This is a genomic window from Variovorax sp. GW821-FHT10C12, assembly GCF_059415405.1.
In genome coordinates this window covers 21755-37350 of record NZ_JBWKNE010000006.1, presented here as the reverse complement: position 1 = coordinate 37350, position 15596 = coordinate 21755, and the positions used below count along the sequence as shown (strand labels likewise).

General features: G+C 61.2%; 15 protein-coding genes. All 15 read right to left on the bottom strand.

The annotated features are described in order from the left end of the window. Window positions 1–25: 25 nt before the first annotated feature. Window positions 26–2209: a TadG family pilus assembly protein gene (locus AC07OH_RS23215; protein WP_495302278.1), complete on the bottom strand. Its 2184-nt coding sequence runs from the start codon at window positions 2207–2209 to the stop codon at window positions 26–28. Window positions 2210–2219: 10 nt separating this feature from the next. Further along, window positions 2220–2672 (bottom strand): TadE/TadG family type IV pilus assembly protein, encoded by a 453-nt coding sequence (locus tag AC07OH_RS23210; protein ID WP_495302277.1) that lies wholly within the window; start codon window positions 2670–2672, stop codon window positions 2220–2222. 32 nt (window positions 2673–2704) lie between these two features. Then, window positions 2705–3181, bottom strand: coding sequence for a TadE/TadG family type IV pilus assembly protein (locus AC07OH_RS23205; RefSeq protein WP_495302276.1), 477 nt, complete (start codon window positions 3179–3181; stop codon window positions 2705–2707). A gap of 9 nt (window positions 3182–3190) precedes the next feature. Next, window positions 3191–3610: a DUF3613 domain-containing protein gene (locus AC07OH_RS23200; protein WP_495302275.1), complete on the bottom strand. Its 420-nt coding sequence runs from the start codon at window positions 3608–3610 to the stop codon at window positions 3191–3193. Next, window positions 3607–4536, bottom strand: a complete 930-nt coding sequence (locus AC07OH_RS23195; RefSeq protein WP_495302274.1) for a tetratricopeptide repeat protein — start codon at window positions 4534–4536, stop codon at window positions 3607–3609. The genes AC07OH_RS23200 and AC07OH_RS23195 overlap by 4 nt, the downstream gene beginning before the upstream one ends. Then, window positions 4533–5498, bottom strand: coding sequence for a type II secretion system F family protein (locus tag AC07OH_RS23190; RefSeq protein WP_495302273.1), 966 nt, complete (start codon window positions 5496–5498; stop codon window positions 4533–4535). The genes AC07OH_RS23195 and AC07OH_RS23190 overlap by 4 nt, the downstream gene beginning before the upstream one ends. Beyond that, window positions 5495–6499 carry a type II secretion system F family protein gene (locus tag AC07OH_RS23185; RefSeq protein ID WP_495302272.1) on the bottom strand — a complete coding sequence of 335 codons (1005 nt, stop codon included), beginning with the start codon at window positions 6497–6499 and terminating at the stop codon, window positions 5495–5497. The genes AC07OH_RS23190 and AC07OH_RS23185 overlap by 4 nt, the downstream gene beginning before the upstream one ends. Next, entirely contained in the window at window positions 6492–7808 is a 1317-nt protein-coding gene (locus tag AC07OH_RS23180; RefSeq protein ID WP_495302271.1) for a TadA family conjugal transfer-associated ATPase, read from the bottom strand. The genes AC07OH_RS23185 and AC07OH_RS23180 overlap by 8 nt, the downstream gene beginning before the upstream one ends. Window positions 7809–7811: 3 nt before the next feature. Continuing rightward, window positions 7812–9095 carry a CpaE/TadZ family protein gene (locus tag AC07OH_RS23175; protein ID WP_495302270.1) on the bottom strand — a complete coding sequence of 428 codons (1284 nt, stop codon included), beginning with the start codon at window positions 9093–9095 and terminating at the stop codon, window positions 7812–7814. A 41-nt stretch (window positions 9096–9136) separates the two neighbouring features. Further along, window positions 9137–10510, bottom strand: a complete 1374-nt coding sequence (locus AC07OH_RS23170; protein ID WP_495302269.1) for a type II and III secretion system protein family protein — start codon at window positions 10508–10510, stop codon at window positions 9137–9139. 47 nt (window positions 10511–10557) lie between these two features. Continuing rightward, on the bottom strand, window positions 10558–11559 hold the full coding sequence (gene cpaB, locus AC07OH_RS23165; protein ID WP_495302268.1) for a Flp pilus assembly protein CpaB: 1002 nt from the start codon (window positions 11557–11559) through the stop codon (window positions 10558–10560). 83 nt (window positions 11560–11642) lie between these two features. After that, window positions 11643–12143: an A24 family peptidase gene (locus tag AC07OH_RS23160; RefSeq protein WP_495302267.1), complete on the bottom strand. Its 501-nt coding sequence runs from the start codon at window positions 12141–12143 to the stop codon at window positions 11643–11645. A 21-nt stretch (window positions 12144–12164) separates the two neighbouring features. Continuing rightward, window positions 12165–12374: a Flp family type IVb pilin gene (locus AC07OH_RS23155; protein ID WP_495302266.1), complete on the bottom strand. Its 210-nt coding sequence runs from the start codon at window positions 12372–12374 to the stop codon at window positions 12165–12167. A 412-nt stretch (window positions 12375–12786) separates the two neighbouring features. Beyond that, the gene (locus tag AC07OH_RS23150; RefSeq protein ID WP_495302265.1) at window positions 12787–14295 is read right to left on the bottom strand and encodes a L,D-transpeptidase family protein; all 1509 of its coding nucleotides are present in this window, start codon (window positions 14293–14295) and stop codon (window positions 12787–12789) included. Next, window positions 14262–15431 carry a nuclear transport factor 2 family protein gene (locus tag AC07OH_RS23145; protein WP_495302264.1) on the bottom strand — a complete coding sequence of 390 codons (1170 nt, stop codon included), beginning with the start codon at window positions 15429–15431 and terminating at the stop codon, window positions 14262–14264. Before AC07OH_RS23145 ends, AC07OH_RS23150 begins: the two co-directional genes overlap by 34 nt. Window positions 15432–15596: the final 165 nt, after the last annotated feature.

Below are 15596 nucleotides of genomic sequence, written 5' to 3'. Positions count from 1 at the left end.
GATTGATGCTGAAATTCGCTGTCGGTCAATACACCAGCTTGGAGCGCGCGCATTGAAGGCCATTCAGCTTGACATCGGTGCGGCCTAGTTCGAGACCCAATACGTTGGTGAGAATGTTGGAGAGAAATCCCCCAATGCCATCCAGGAGAGGCTGAAGAAGTGCAATCACCGGGCTGAGCAGGACAGAAAGAAGCCCGGTCGCGCCGCCTGTTCCCGGTGATGTGCTACCTGGAACTTGCGAGGCGGCGCTGTCAATCACGCCGGCCGGCGCAGAGTTGAGTGCATCAAGTACCTTGCCTTTTACGCAGCTGTTCCAGGCCAATGCCTGCAGCAGGCCCGCACAAGAGGGACCAAGGCCGATCAGGCCCAACAAACCACCAGACGGCTTTGTTTGGTCTTCCAGAACTTGCCATACAGACAGATTCTTCTTGACTGGAATGACGCCAAGCAATGGGTCTGGCACCCAAACGGTTCGAAGCCAATCTCCGAGGCTGGGTGAACCGGTCGCCGGATTTCCATTCTTCAGAAGGTTGATAACGGCGGTGGCATCGTAGAAGCCGTTCGGTTTCTGGGTTGCAGCGAGGTAAGCGTTTGCGAGTGCGAGGGCCTTGTCGTCCGCTGGGGCTTCCGGGCTCAAACTCAATAGCTGGCCTAACGTCTTGGACAACTCGTCGATCAGTTTGGCGACTGTCGTACCGACTTTGAGCGTGTTCGGAGCTGTTGACACGACCTGACCGACCTCCAGAGTCACGGATTCCTGTTGAGGAAATGCATCAATCTTGATCCAGGCAGGCGCAGGTACGGGTAGGTGGAGAAGTTGAATCAATCGCTCCTTCTGGAGACTGTCTTCGCACAAGTTCTTGGTAGAAAAGCGAACGCTGGCGTCATCAACTTTTCCGACACAGGCGCGGAGAATGTTTGATGTGACCTTGACTGTCGCCTTGCGAGGAGAGGCAAGGCAGTCCATGCCGGTAAGTTCTCCATTTCCGTTGATGGCATCGATGTAGATGGGAAGATGCACGCGAGTGCCCAGCAAGCCGGTCACGATCGGAGACAGAAGTCCTCCCAGGAGACCGTCGGTATCGATATTCAAGTAAAGGCGAACTTGTGCGTTGTAGGCCTTGGTTCCGATGCCGCCGATGCCGATAGACGGTGGTTCGACGATGCCAGCTTGCGCATCGACAAGACCACCCAGTTTCAGCCCGGGGATCAATACGGCCCGACCGGCTGTGGCAATGCCAATGCTGGTCTTCAAGAGCATTCCAAGGTCGATCTCAGTATTTAGCGCTGCCTCGTTGGTGCTGTTTGGTGTGCTGAGCGTCAGGATTCCGCCAGATCCGGTGTCAGAGCCAAGAAGGTTCAACTTCACTTGACCTAGATGCGCATCGATCAGATCTTCTTTCAGCGCTCTGACCAAAACGGCAAGGGCCTCATCTTGCCCAATGGCGTTCAATGAGAGGTCGAGAATCTGGCTCAGGGTAACTTGGGGAAGCTTTGCAAGTTCTGTTGGAGTTAAGACGCCCCCGTCCAACACGACGCCCAGATTCAAGGCTTTCAGTAGGCCCGAAGGGGTGACTTTGATCTTGGCCAGTCCATTGGAGTCCAAAACGGTCAGAACTTCCGGGCTCACTCCGACGGCCTGGAGTATTTTTCCGAGGGGCGAGTTCGCATTCGTTCTAAGTAGTTGAGAACCAACGGAAAAGTTCGCAACGGCTGCGTCGAGCGCTGCGACGGCCTTGACGCTGATCTGTCGATTTCCCGTGAAGAACGGCAGAAGCTTGGGTGGCTCCTTCGTAATGGTGACTCGCAGTGCGTTGTAGTCCTTCGGTAGAGCGCTCGAAAGGAAATGATCCTCCGCAGGCTCCCCTGGCGCCCATTTCCCGCACTCCAGCAGCGTGAGGGGGACGCCGGGTAGGTTACTGGCGGCATTGGTTGTCGCAGCATTTTTCGCCAATTGGCACATATCGGTCGCAGGTAAGGGCGAGAGTTGCTGCGCTCCTGCCAGAGCGGCCAAGTCGGCAGCTTTTTGAAACTCCCGCTTCATATAGAAGAGATAGCCCAATTCGGTGCCAATCAGGGTAATGATCACTAAGCTCAACGCGATGGCTGTATTGACCAGAATTGATCCGTTCGTCCGCCCTTTTTTTTGATGGGACCTTGAAGCTCGATGTGCGGTGCCGTGCGAAACGCTCCTGTGACTGAAGTTCATTCAAGGCTCCTCAGGAGGATTGAAGCGCGGCAATGGCCCGGCTTGTCAGTTTCTCGGGAGAACTGCCGATCAGGGGCAACGAGGGCAGCAATCTGCTAGCACTGTCATAGGGAAAAGTCACAACGACGGTGGCTTGCGCTTGCGGTATTCCCGTTGGGCTCCCCGGTTGCTTGCTGATGCGTACGTCGACCTTCTGTTCGATCCAACTGCGAGAGACGGTCGGCGCGATCATGGAAGTGTTCAACGAGTTGAAGACCACGCCTTTGATCCGAACATCGTCGTCGACGAGAGGGATCGAAGGAGGAAGCAGCGATATGGCACGAGCGCCATCTTCTGCGGCGCGCGTGACCACTTGCTGCGTGTAGAGCGCAGCGCCGAACGTGGCGATGCCGTAGAGCACGAGAAAGAGAAAGCTGAAGACCAAAGCGAACTCGATAGCGGCCACACCGCGCTGGCAACTCATGCGTGCTGATCGAGCGATGGCATGAGAATTTGTCAAAGCGTTCCCCCATCCAAAAGCATGGTGGCCTTGCCTACGAGGGCATCAGGGATGGCAAAACTGGCCAGGGGGGGCAGTACTTGTTTCATGCCCTTCACAGTCACAGTCACAGTGACTTGGCACCTTTTCTCCCACGCTGTTTGACACGGCGGATTGAGACAGACATTGGTCTCAACCTGGCAGATCTGAACATCGACCAGTTGGCTGCTTGCTGCGGGTAGCCACCCCTTGGTCTGGAAGCGGGCCACGAAATCAGCCTCTGCCTTTCGGCGAGGTAGGTCGATTTGATAGCGCAGTGCGGCGCGCGCCCCATCTTCCGCTGCGTTCTGGAGCCCAAATCGAAAGGCAAAGAGAATTCCGTAGCAGATGATCCCGTAGAGAACAGCGAAGAAAATCAAGAACACAACAGCGAACTCGATCGCATACACACCGCGCTGAGCACGGATGGAGGCAAAAGGCCGCGATGTTTTCATGGCGCGCGCCTATTTGCCGCCACCGGTGCCATTGCTGGCGCTGCCGGATTTGACGCTCGAGTTGAAGCGCTCGGGGATCGGGAACTCAAAGCTCTTCAAGTAGCGTTCGTAGCTGCGCTGCGCGATGCTTCCTGCAATCGGGCGCGGCGTTTTGGACGCGATGTCACCGCTGCGCTGCCAGGCTAGCAGGCCCTGGGTGGCGTCGCCCACTTGTAGCGGAGCGTAGCCGTGCTCTTCTTCATGCGGAGATGGCGCATCGACTGAAGGTTCGGCAACTGCAGGGGCTTGCATGTTTGCAGTGAGAGGTACTGCTACCGGTCCTGCCGGTGCCACGCCCTGCGCCAGAACCGCTGGCGAGGAGGCAAGCAGGGCCACAAGGAGACCGCATCTGGACAAAGCGTGGAGCACGGCGTCGCACTCTTTTTTCATGGTGTTCCTCTTGAAGTCGGGGTCGGAGGGGGCGAAGAGGCGATGGCCTCCGGAGTTGCCTGAATGGCGGTGCGTATCTCGGTCAAATGCGACCGCCGTGAAGTCTTGAGTGCAAGCGGAAGGGTTTCGTCGCGGGCGGATGTCCCCACGGGTGCGAGCGGTGCATGGAGCGCAGCTGCACCATCACGGAGTCGCTGTGCAGCTTCTCTGACCGCCGAACGCGCAGCGGTGGACATGCGATTTGCATCCATCATGGCCGCGACTTGTTCCTGCTGATTCGTGAGTTCGAGATACAGGGCGAGATTGGCTTGTGCCTGTGTGCTGTCGGGGCGAAGCTGAAGCGCTTGCATCAACGGCAAGCGAGCCTCCTCGATAGAGCCGGCACGCAGGTGGGCATAGCCCAGATCGCTCAACAGCAGCGCATCAGTCGGTGTGTGACGCTGGGCCTGCTTCAGAAACTGCACAGCCTCCGGGTAGTTTCCACGTGCACCAGCCAAAAGACCCAGTCCGCGATAGCCGGCACCTTCAAGTGCGGTGCCCATCAGCCGCTTGTAGGCCGCTTCGCTCTGCGCTGCTTGGCCAGTTTGACGCAAGGCGTCGGCGCGCAGGCGAGTCGATTCGGGGGACGTGCCCCAGCGTTGCTCAAGAGCATCGATGTGTGCCAGTGAAGCAAACCACAGGTTCTCTCGCTGCATCTGTTCGACCAGCTTGAGGTAGGTTTCTTTCGTATCGACGGAGTTTCCCGCTTTGGTTTCGGCGGCGGCTTCTGCGGCCATACGTTGTTGAGCATCGACGCTGGCAGCGTACTGATCCTTGGGGGTACTGCACCCGGAAAGCGCAAGGAACATCAGGCAAAGCGCAGCGTGTACCGAAAATCGGTTTCGTGCGCCATGGGATTGTTTGCCAAGGAGATTGATGTTTCTCATTTGGAGACTGCTGCCAGTGAACGGAAGATGGCAATGAACCCGGGACCGGCCGTCACGATCACCAAGGCAGGTAGCAACGTGGTCACCATGACGCCAGTCATCTTCACGGTGATCTTTCCGATGCGTTCCTTCATTTCCGAGCGCCGCCTTTCACGCAGCCTTTCGCCGAAGATACGCAAGGGTTCTTGCACCGCTCCCCCATGGCGATCGACCTGAACGAGCAGCGAGACCAAGCCACGAAGATCCTCGTTGGCATGGAGCGTGGCGAGGCGTTGAAGGGAATGTTCGCGCGTTCGTCCCTGGCTGTATTGACGGTTGGCCAAGGTCAATTCGTACCCGAGCACCCGTAGAACATGCGAGAAATCGTCCGCCATGATCTGCAGACTTTGATCGAGGCTCAGCCCTACACCCTGCAGTAGTTTCAGAAGATCGACAAAGAGCGGGAGCTCGCGCGATATGCGTTCGCGACGTCCGGCAGCGATTCGGCCAAGCACCCATTTCGGAAGCATGAAACCAACCACAAATGCCCCAGCGAGCACGATAACGAAGGTGCGGTCGCTCTGACTGTTCTTCCAGATGGCGTAGACGATCACCGGAAGGAGGATGGCCAGAATGAGACGGGTGACTAAAAAAATCAGTTGCGCCCGCTTGGATGCGAATCCACATTGATCAATAAGTCGTCGGTCTTCGTCTGCGACCAAGGCGCGTCCGATCCGCGAGTCGAGCCAGTGAAAGGGGAGTTCGATATCGGCGCGTGCGGGAGCACCTAGCCCAGAATCGGTTTCGGGAGGAGTCTTCAGATCTATCTGGGTGGTCGTGTCCCTGCGGAGGGCGCGGCCTATTACCTGACCACTACGACTTCGGCGACGCTCTGCTGCAATCAGTGCACCTGCTGCGACTAGCAAGCCCAGGGCCAGAAGCACAACACTGAGGGTGGCGAGATGGTTCGACGTGAGATTCATGCGAGCCTCGCCAGTCGATACAGAAAAATGGCGCCTAGTACTTGTAGCCCCGCAGACGAAAAGATCAATACGCGCCCTGTTCCGTCGTTCCACATACCCACGAAGTAAGACGGATTTGTCAGGATCAGGAAGGCGCCGACGCCCAGAGGAAGAAGTCCCAGAATCCAGGCCGAGAGCCGCGTTTCAGAAGACATCGCGACCAATTCATGTTGGGCTTGCTCGCTGTCGCGCATGAAGTTGGCAACTCGTTCCAGGAGGAGATCGGACCGACCGCCGTAGCGCACACTCAGTCCCAGGATCGCGGCCAGCAGGAACATTTCTTCCACACGCACATTGTTGGCCGTCTGGTGCACCGCGCGGTCGAGATCCACGCCTGCACGTACCAGGATCGCTGCGCGCTCCATGTGACCTCGCAGTGGGGCTTGTGTTGTTGCGATAGCCAATTGAAACGCAGCTTGCGTGGAGTTGCCGATGGTGATCAGACGAACCATCGCATCGATGTATGCAGGCAATTGACTGATCAATTGACGGCGGACTTTTTGCAGGCGAAGCCACGTTGCAAAGACAAAGGCAACGATGAGAAGAAAGAGCACGCCAGTTGCCGCTACCCAGCCTCCAAAGAGGCCTGCCAACAGGCACAAAACGATGGTGCTGACTGCGGCCAGTGCTGCAACTCGAGGCGGGATGATGCCGTGGAGCCATGCGGGCAAGATGGCGTCCAGCGAGAGCTTTCGAGTGGCCGGAGTTGTTGCCGTTTCGCTCTGAAGCCAAGGATCTGATGTGATACCAGGAACGAAGGCCTCTGAAGGAGGTGCGCGCTGAGGTAGTGGCGCGTGCGAGAGGTTTGCTGTCGCATCGGCGCTGCTCGCCAGGATCTGTTGTTCAAGGTGCCGCTCTGTCGTGCGACGGGTCTGCCGATTTCTTGCCCATTGCCAGAGCAGCAACCCAGTGGCTGCCAGCAGCAGCGCGATGCAGACTACGATGAGCAGTGCTTCACGCACGACCTTCTCCGTTTTGCGTGCGGGCGAAGGACTGGCGGAAGCGCGTGATCTTCGGCGAATGAGGCGCGATGCCCAGCGACACCCAACGATCGCGTTCTTCGCCGTCTGGCGACACGACTGGCTCGTAGCGATAGAGCTCCTGCATCGCCACCACGTTGTCGTTCACGCCGGTGACTTCACTCAGCGAAATGATGCGCCGCTGCCCGTTGGAGAGACGACCGATCTGCACGATGAAGTCGATGGCGTTGGCAATTTGCCGGCGCAGGCTGACCTCGCTGCCTTGGTATCCCGCGAAACCAGCCAGCATTTCCAGTCGATACAAGCACTCGCGCGGTGAGCTGGCGTGAATGGTGCCCATGGAGCCTTCGTGCCCGGTGTTCATGGCTTGCAGCATCTCGATGACTTCGGCTCCGCGCACTTCGCCGACGATGATTCGGTCTGGCCGCATGCGCAGGCTGTTGCGCAGCAGATCGCGAATCGACACTACGCCAGTGCCATCGAAGCCACCCGGGCGGCTTTCGAGGCGCACCACATGGCTGGTGCTGAGCGAGAGTTCCGCGGTGTCTTCGATGGTGATCACGCGCTCCCGCGCTGGAATGAAGCTTGCCAAGGCATTGAGCAACGAGGTCTTGCCGGAGCTAGTCCCCCCGCTCACGAGCACGTTGCAACGTGCGCGTACTGCGATCTCTAGCAGCTGGGCCATGCCTGCATCGAAGGTGCCGAGCTTCACCAGATCTGCAGGCGTCAGAGGCTCCTTGCGGAACTTGCGGATCGAAACTGACAGGCCGTCGATGGCCAGCGGCTCGATGATGACGTTGATGCGCCCTCCGTCGGGCAGGCGCGCGTCGACCATCGGATTCGACTCATCGAGGCGGCGTCCCAGTGGTGCCAGGATGCGTCGCACGATCCGCATCACATGCTCGGCATCTGTGAAGCGCAGCGTTTCGCGCTCCAAGATGCCATGGCGCGACACATAAACGTTCTGGTAGCCGTTGATCAGGATGTCTTCAACCGCAGGATCGTTCAGCAGGTCTTCCAGGGGGCCGAAGCCGGCCAGCTCCTTCGTCAGCGCATCGGCGATGAGCTGCATCTCGCGGTCGTTGATCGGCACGCGGCGCAGGCGCACAAAGCTGTCGACCTCCAGCTCAACGAACTGCTGGATCGAGGCGCGCGACCAGCGGCCGAACTCCGCGCCCAGCTCTTCGATGCGACTCAACAGATGGTCGTGCGTCCAGCTCTTGATGTCCTGGAATTGCTGGGAGTTGATGAATGCCTGGTCGTCGTCGGCAAATTCGATATCAGTGGACATGGATCAGCCTTCGTTATCTCTCTTCCAGAGCCCCGTGATCTGCGCCATCAGTGCCACCCAGCGAGGGTCCTTGGCAGGTGGTTGACCGGAGACGGACATGTATTCCTGGTGCAGGGTGCGGGCGAGGCCGCCGACGGCCTGTGCATACGGATCGTTGCGAGCCGTGCGCACCAGCATTTCACCGCGGCAACCTGCGGCGAGCAGTTGGGTGCTGCGATCAGGCAGCACGTGCTGCAGCGGCAGTTCGAGGCGTTCGGCGATGTCCTTGGCCGACAGGCCGACGTGTGCATCGAACTTGTTCACAACCAGCGTCAGCCGTTCGGTCTCGACGTTGCGAGTGCGCAGCTCCTTGAGCATGTTCGCCGTTGACACGATGGCGCCGATGCTCTGGTCGCAAACTACCCATGTGTTCTGCGCTTCACGCACGGTCTGGGCAATGAAGTCGATGGTCGAGAAGCCACCCAGATCGGCGATCTGGAAGTCGAAGAAATCGGCCAGACGACGGATCAGTGAGACCGAGTCGGCATGCGAGATCTCGCGCACCTGTGCCAGGTTTGTCGGCAGCGGCAGCACGGCGACGCCGCTGGTGTGATGCGCCAGTGCTGTATGCAGCAAGGTCTGGTCGAGGCGCCGCAGATTGCGCACGCCGTCGACGAAGCTGAAGCCGCTTTGCGTGTTCAGGTACAGCAGGCCATCGCGTGCGGGCAGGCCCAGGTCGAGCAGGGCCACGCCATGGCGGCCGCTGCGGCCCGCCGGGCGTGCGGGCGCTTGCGCCAATTGGTCGTACAGCGTGAGGGCCAGGCTCGTGGCCAACGTGGTGACACCCAGGCCCGCGCGAGCTCCCAGCAAGGCCAGCGTGCTGCCGCGCAGGCCACCCGGGAGCGAGCGCCGTTTTTCGAGGAGCGCGCGCAGGGTGCTCACGGCTTCGTCGGGCGCAGCCGAAATGTCGATGAAATCGTCTACGCCAGCGCGAAGGGCGGCAAGCATCGCTGCGGGTTGCGAAGACACGCCGGCAGCAAGTACGGGCAAGGTTGGCCAGTCGCGCTTCAGGCGCTGATGAAGTTCGCTGGCGACGGCGCCTTGTTCAGGTGAGAAGTCGATGAACACCGCTACGGGGCCGAGCAACGAGATGCGTTCGTCAATCGTCTTCGTGTCTTGGGCCAGAACAACGACAGAGCCTTCGTGGCTCAGGGCGTCGGTCAGCCAGGTGATGTGGCCGCCGTTGGCTGACGCGAACAGGTAGGTTTCGCTGCCAGTTTCCGGAAGGTTGTCGCGAGGGGCGTTCATGGTGCCGTTCTGCGATGTGTGATTCGTGCGACCGTCATCCATCAGCGGGAGAAGCCCGGCACCGCTGTGTTGGCCGCGCCCCCGAGGAAGTGCGAGCGCCATACGGGTCCGTCGCGTTGTTCGGCGTTGCCCGGAAGGTAAGGCGTCAGGTCCGTGTTACGCGCGATGGGCTTGACCAGGTGCGGGGTGACGAGAATCACCAGTTCCTTCTCGCTCATCTGGTATTTGTTCTGCCGGAAGAAGGTTCCTAGGATCGGGAGGTCGCCGAGCAATGGGACCTTGTCGACATTGGAGGTCGTGGTCCGGCTGACGAGGCCGCCGATGATGAAGCTCTCTCCATCGCCCAATTCCACCGTGGTGTCGGCACGCCGGGTACTGATTGCGGGCACTGCGACGCCGCCGATGCTGAGCGAATTCGTATAGTCGAGGTCGCTGGCTTCCGGCGCCACTTTGAGCACGATGCGGTCATTGGACAGCACGGTCGGCGTCACGGTGAGGCCAATGCCGAAGGGTTTGTATTCAATGCTCGTGCTACCCAAGCCTTGAGGAGCAGGGACCGGAAGCTCTCCGCCGGCCAGGAAACTGGCGCTCTGGCCCGACATTGCCACCAGAGTGGGTTCGGCGAGCACCCGGGCCATGCCGTTACCTTCTAGGAAGCCAACATTCAGGCCAATACCAGCCTTGCCAAAGTTGAGCAGCAGGCCGAACGCTTGTGCCAGCGGGTTGCCGAATTCGCCGCTGATGGAGCCATTGGGAGCGAAGGTGGTGCTGCCAAGCGAAGACGGACCGAAAACCCCGAAGCTGAACCCATTGGCGTTCGCACGTGTGCTGAAGATATTCAGGCCGGCCTGTTTGAGCACACTTCGATTGAACTCAACGACCTTCACTTCAACTTGAACGGTGTTGCTGCGCACGGCCACGACGGAACGATCTATCAGCTCAGTCTTGTCCGCTGCACCGGCCATTGCCGTATCGCGCGCTTGCTGATGCGCGGTGACGCTGTCCATCGTTCCGGTCAGATTGGTTGCTCTGCGTCGTACTTCGATGGCATAGGTGGTCGCCGCGGCATTGCCCTTTTCCCAGATCATGAGAGTGGTGCGTCCGGCCGACTTGCCGGTGACGATCAGACGTGCCGCCGGCGCATTCGGCGTCTTGCGCGTGATGGTGACGGCTGCTACAGCCTCATCGGCGATCGCCATTCGCTCGATGCCCTTGTCAATCAGCAACTCCTGTTGAGTGCCCGCGGTAAGGACCACCGGACGCGGAGACACGGTGCGGGAGAGCGGTGCATCCGCGGCGCCGGTGGTGAGCGGCCAAGCCGCAGGGGTCAACGCACAGAGCGCGATAAGCGACGAACGCAGCAGCGACGGGGCGCCTGGATGGCTGCTCGACAGTTCGCGTGGCGTATGGGGCATGTGGCTTCTTTCTTGTGTGACGGACGTGACGGCGATGTGCTCTGCGATCAGTAGCTGACGGTTTCGCTGCGCTCGCCGCGAATAACTTCGACTTGGAGCCCGCCGCGACCGGTGCCGGTTTGGGGCGAGCGCGGACCGCTGGAGATGGCACGCGCTTCAAGTGGAAAAGCCCGGTTGGCGAAGGCCTTGCCACCTGTCACGAGGTCCACGGCAGTCAGCCCGGCTTGTGCACGGTCGAGTCCGTCCAGCGGGGCGCGGCGGGGTTCCCCCGGGCGAGACGTTGCAGGCTGTAGTGCGGTGGGAAGCGTGGCGAAGAGCTTGGGGTCGGGTTCTGCCGTGTCGTTCGGGTTGCGCAACGCCAGCATCAACCGGCCTGTTGCGTCACCGATCGTGAGGCGGTTGACGTCATCCACGGGCACGGCGAGAACAGCGGTGCGAGCAGCCTCGGTGCGCTGGGCTTGTTGTGCTTGCTGCTTGTCTATCGCCTTTGAGGGAAGGCCATCGACCGAGGCAGAGCCATAGGCGAGGACACGCTTGCGAGAAAGCAGCAGTCGCGCCTGGCTGCGGTCCACATCCCTCCCGTCCGACTTCAAGGTGATGAACACGTCAACGAAGTCTCCGGGTTGAATCCTGTTGCCGACGCCCATGATCTCGTCGGCCTTGATGGCAACCGCTCGCTGGCCCTCCTCCAAACGAAGTGACAGGCCCGAAACCAGTTGGTTCTCCATCACAGGCGTGCCTTCCGAAAGGTCCAGCACCGGAACTCGCCCCGCCGCGGTTGCCACATCCTGGAAAGCACCAACTGGATTAACGGTAAGGCGTTCGACGCGCAGGCCGTCGGCGGGAATGACCTGACCTGCCGGCAGCGGCTTGGCTGCGACGACGACGGGGTGGGTGACAGTTGGCGGGCTTTGGGCCTGCGTTGCTGCCGGTGCCGGAGTCATGGTGGCCTTCGGTGCAGGCTGCCGGCCCAGCATCCAAGCATAGACACCCAGCGCGATGGCCAGAAGAACCAAGACGGCTGCGATGATTTTGGTGAGATTGATCATGAGCGGCGAACTGAATGAGAGGGGCAAGCGATCATGGAAAGGAGATGAAGGGCCTGCGAGACGGGCAAAGCTGGCTGGTGTAGCTAACTCTGTCGCTCCCAAACCATCCAGGCCGCAGCGGCCAAGGCCAGGTAGGCCGCATAAGGAACGATGCGAAGCCGGCCGGGTGAGTTGCCGGGATCGGAAATACGTACTGGGCCTGCCAGCATCAAGGAAAGTCGCGGGAACAGAGGCCAGCGGGTCAGGACAAGCCAGAGGACGCTATGGACGCCCGCTAGCAGGCTGGCCACGATCCAAATGGGAATCAGGGCCGGCAGCCCTACCCACAACCCGAGAGCTCCAGCGAATTTCACGTCGCCTGCTCCCATGAATCCGGTTGCATAGAAGAGCAGCAGAAATCCGAAGCCTGATGCTGCGCCCACAAGCCCCGCGGCCCAATTGAGGCCGAAAGGTTGTGAGTCCGAAGCGATGGCTGCCAGGGCCAGAGCAGCCCCGGCCAGCACAAGAGCATTCGGGACGCGGCGCTTTCGAAAGTCATAGACAGTAACGAAAAGCAGCCACAGCAGGCAGGCCTGTATGAACACCAGTCGCTTTTCTAAGGGGTATTAGTTGGTGCCCCCGCCGCCCGGTGTTGCTGGTGCAGCCGGCAGTGCATTGGTGATGTTGGTAAAGACGCGAGCCAGTCGTGGGCCCAAGCCATCTGCTGTGGTCAGAACAGTCACGATTGCAATAGAAATCAGCCCCGCAATAATTCCATATTCAATTGCGGTAGCACCTTCTTCATCGCGCAGAAAACGAGTAATAGAACTAAGCATGGTGATCTCCTGAAAGGAAGTGTTAACAAAGGCTGGCACGGTGGATGTTATACAGCGTAACTCCGTGTATCAACAGGAGAAACACACTGGATCGAGTCCCGGATGTGCTACTCGGAGGGGTAAAGCAGGAAGGCGGCCAGCCTCGTTCGGCCCCCACAACGGGGCAGAAAAGGTCACTTATTCACAGTCTGGAGATGTTCGTTTCCCTCTGTAAACCGCATGCACACTGGCATGGACGAGGGGAACGCGTTACGGGCGTGGGAACGTCCGGAAGTTCAGCGTTACGGGAACATGCCCGTTACGTGTTACGTAGCGCGGTACCTAGGGGTGCAATTTGTAACACCCGACAAGGCGGCTCCGTTTGGGCAATAAATCACACTTTTGGGGTGGAGACCCCTTCGGTGACGTGGGCTCAGCCCAGGATTTCTTCGTGGAAGAGCTTCCACTCGCCCGCCTGGCGCAGCCAGTACTGGCGGCGGGTGCGACCGTTTTTCTCGCCCTCGAACACCTCGCCGAAGGTGGCGACCATGGTGTCCTCGGTGTCGCGCCAGTGGAGGTACGACACGTCCTTGATTTGCACTCGTTTACCTTGTGCGTAGGTCAATTCGTCGCGGAGTACCGAATCGGCATCGACGGGCTTCCGGCTGGCGCGCTGGAAATCCGGCAAATAGAATTTTTTCAATTGCGCTTCATTGCCGCTGGCTCTGGCATCTTTCCAGGCGGTAATTGAATCGGCGAATTTCTTTTCTTCTTTTTCGGCCTGCGGCTGCGAAATCCATTGCAGGCTGCGTGCGGTGACGACGGGGGTGGCGCCGATCTGCACCTTGCGCAGCAGCTGCTTGAGGTCGGGGTTGGCCATGACGACGCAGCCGTCGCTGGCGAGCGGCGCCCGCGCAAACTGCTGGGGCGGTGTGCCGTGCAGCCAGATGCCGCTGCCGGTCTTGCCGCGCCGCACGTCGTACGGGTTGGGGTAGTTGATGGGCAGGGCGCCGGCGCCGTAGAAGTCTTTGAGCGAGCGCGGGTCGAGGCTGCTGGTGATGTAGTACACGCCCAGCGGGGTGCGCGCGTCGCCCTCGACGGCCTTGTCGGTGCCCGACTTGCCGACCGAGATGTAGTAGTCGGCGACGAGCTTCAGGCCCTTGTCGGCGTTCTCGAACAGGTACAGCCGCGAGCGCGAGGCATCGACGGCAATGGCGAAGCGGCTGCGGGTCGAGAGGGTGAGGAACTGCGAGGGCACGGTGCCGGCGGGCGGGCGTTCGCGCAGGGCCTGCAGGCGGCGGCGCGATTCCTCGTGCAGCTCGACCATGGCCGGGTTGCCGCGCAGGCGCGCGATGCCGGCGGTGTCGGGCATGGCGTTCGAGGGCGGCACCTGCGCCGCGAGCAGGTCGCCGTACACGAGCTGTGCGAGCTGGAAGTTCGGGTGGTCGCGCACGAGGGTTTGGGCCTTGGCCAGCGCCTCGCGGGTCTTGCCGCGACCGAACAGTTCGTAGACGCCGATCAGGCGGGCCTCGGCGCCGCTGGCTTCCTGGATCGGTGCGGCTGTTCTTGCGGTCTTGCGGGCCGGGCGCGTGGCGCCCGCGTTATCTGCGACGGCGGCGCGTTTGCTCTTGGCTTGCAGCTGCGTCTTGCTGGCGCCGCTGCCGGCTTTGCTGCTGCTGCCCTTGGCTTCCTTGGCAGCGGCACGGCTGCCACTCGCCTTGGCGGCCTTCGTGCCGCTGTTCTTGGCGTTGGCGGTCTTGCTAGTGCCGTTGTTGTGATTGGCTGCGAGCGCGGCGCCGGGCGTGGCCAGCGCGAGCACGGAGGCGGCCATCAAGGCCGCGAGCAATTTCCCGCTCCGCAGCGGGAACGGGAGGGTCTGAAGCCGGCCGCGCCGGACGATGTCTGCCACTAGCCGCCGACGCTTTCCTTGCGAATGTGCCACTGGTTGCCAGAGCGTTGCAGTTCGAGCGTCTTGCGGCTCGCGATGTTGAGGTTGTCGGCGCGGTAGACCTGACGGAACTTGGCGGTGGCGGTCTGTCCGTCGACCTTGATCGCGAGGTTCTCGAGGTTCACGCTGATGCTGGACTTGCCGACGATGCGGGCGCGGCGGTCTTCTTCCCAGGCCTTGCGGTTCTGTCCGCCGGCGGGCACGAAGTCGCTGCCGTAGGCGGCGAGGTAGCGGTCCATGTCCTGGCTGGCCCAGGCCGAGGCCCAGCCGCGCACGACGGATTCGATCTCTGCGGTGGACGCCGGCGCAGCGGCGGGTGCCGATGCCGGTTCAGGTGTCTTGGCTGCCGGCGCGGGGGCTGCAGCCACCTTGACCGGCGGTGCGACAGGCGCGGCGGCCGGTGCCGGCGCGGGCGCAGGAGGTGCCTTGGCGACGGGCGCAGGTGCGGGCACGGGAGCCGGAGCAGGTGCCTTGGCAACCGGTGCGGGCGCAGGTGCCGGGGCGGGAGCCTTCGCAGCCGGTGCCGGTGTAGGCGTCGTCGTGGCCGAGGCCACGAGGGTCGAGCCCTTCGAGCCAGCGGCCGGCGGGGCGGTGAAGAGTGTGCGGATCACGGCCAGCTTGGGCTGCACGGCGGTGTTGTTCTGGTCGAGCTGCAGCGCCTTGCTGTAGGCCTGGCTGGCCAGCCGCGCGTACACGTCGCCGAGGTTTTCCTGGGCGGTGGCGTAGCTGGGGTTGGTGCGAATGGCGCTTTCGAGGGCGTTGCGGGCCTTGTCGAACTGGTTCTGGCTCGCGTAGATGACGGCGAGGTTGTTGAACGGCTCGGGCAGCTCGGGCGCGTCTTGCGTGAGCTGCGTGAAGGCGGCGATGGCCTCGGCGCGCTTGCCGGTGTCGAGCTGGATCACGCCCTTCAGGAAGCGCATCTGCGGATCGCGCGGCTTGTCCTTGAGGAAGGCCTCGGCCTTGGTCATGGCCTCGTCGAGCTTGCCGGCCTGCATCAGGCGGTCGACGTCCTCGTGCTCGGTTGCGGCCAGCGCGGGAAGCGCAGTGCCGCAGGCCGCAGCGGCCAGGAGCAGGGCGCGCACGGTGGGGGAGAAGCTGAAGCGGGCGCGAGGCCGGGGGCTCTTGGGCATTGCGGACAAGACCTCGTTGGTGGGGAAGGGGAATGCGGCAGGCATTGTAAATGCGCCCGTCACCTCTGGATACCAAGCTGACGGAGCCGTCGAACGGCCCTATTCACAGTTGTGCCGAACTTGTGCAATGCAGCATCATCATGTAACTTCACGTAAGCAAAATTT

Coding starts and splice junctions, on each gene's coding strand:
- AC07OH_RS23215 (WP_495302278.1), bottom strand. CDS start 2,209: ATGAACTTCAGTCACAGGAGCGTTTCGCACGGCACCGCACATCGAGCT.
- AC07OH_RS23210 (WP_495302277.1), bottom strand. CDS start 2,672: ATGAGTTGCCAGCGCGGTGTGGCCGCTATCGAGTTCGCTTTGGTCTTC.
- AC07OH_RS23205 (WP_495302276.1), bottom strand. CDS start 3,181: ATGAAAACATCGCGGCCTTTTGCCTCCATCCGTGCTCAGCGCGGTGTG.
- AC07OH_RS23200 (WP_495302275.1), bottom strand. CDS start 3,610: ATGAAAAAAGAGTGCGACGCCGTGCTCCACGCTTTGTCCAGATGCGGT.
- AC07OH_RS23195 (WP_495302274.1), bottom strand. CDS start 4,536: ATGAGAAACATCAATCTCCTTGGCAAACAATCCCATGGCGCACGAAAC.
- AC07OH_RS23190 (WP_495302273.1), bottom strand. CDS start 5,498: ATGAATCTCACGTCGAACCATCTCGCCACCCTCAGTGTTGTGCTTCTG.
- AC07OH_RS23180 (WP_495302271.1), bottom strand. CDS start 7,808: ATGTCCACTGATATCGAATTTGCCGACGACGACCAGGCATTCATCAAC.
- AC07OH_RS23175 (WP_495302270.1), bottom strand. CDS start 9,095: ATGAACGCCCCTCGCGACAACCTTCCGGAAACTGGCAGCGAAACCTAC.
- AC07OH_RS23170 (WP_495302269.1), bottom strand. CDS start 10,510: ATGCCCCATACGCCACGCGAACTGTCGAGCAGCCATCCAGGCGCCCCG.
- cpaB (WP_495302268.1), bottom strand. CDS start 11,559: ATGATCAATCTCACCAAAATCATCGCAGCCGTCTTGGTTCTTCTGGCC.
- AC07OH_RS23155 (WP_495302266.1), bottom strand. CDS start 12,374: ATGCTTAGTTCTATTACTCGTTTTCTGCGCGATGAAGAAGGTGCTACC.
- AC07OH_RS23145 (WP_495302264.1), bottom strand. CDS start 15,431: ATGCCCAAGAGCCCCCGGCCTCGCGCCCGCTTCAGCTTCTCCCCCACC.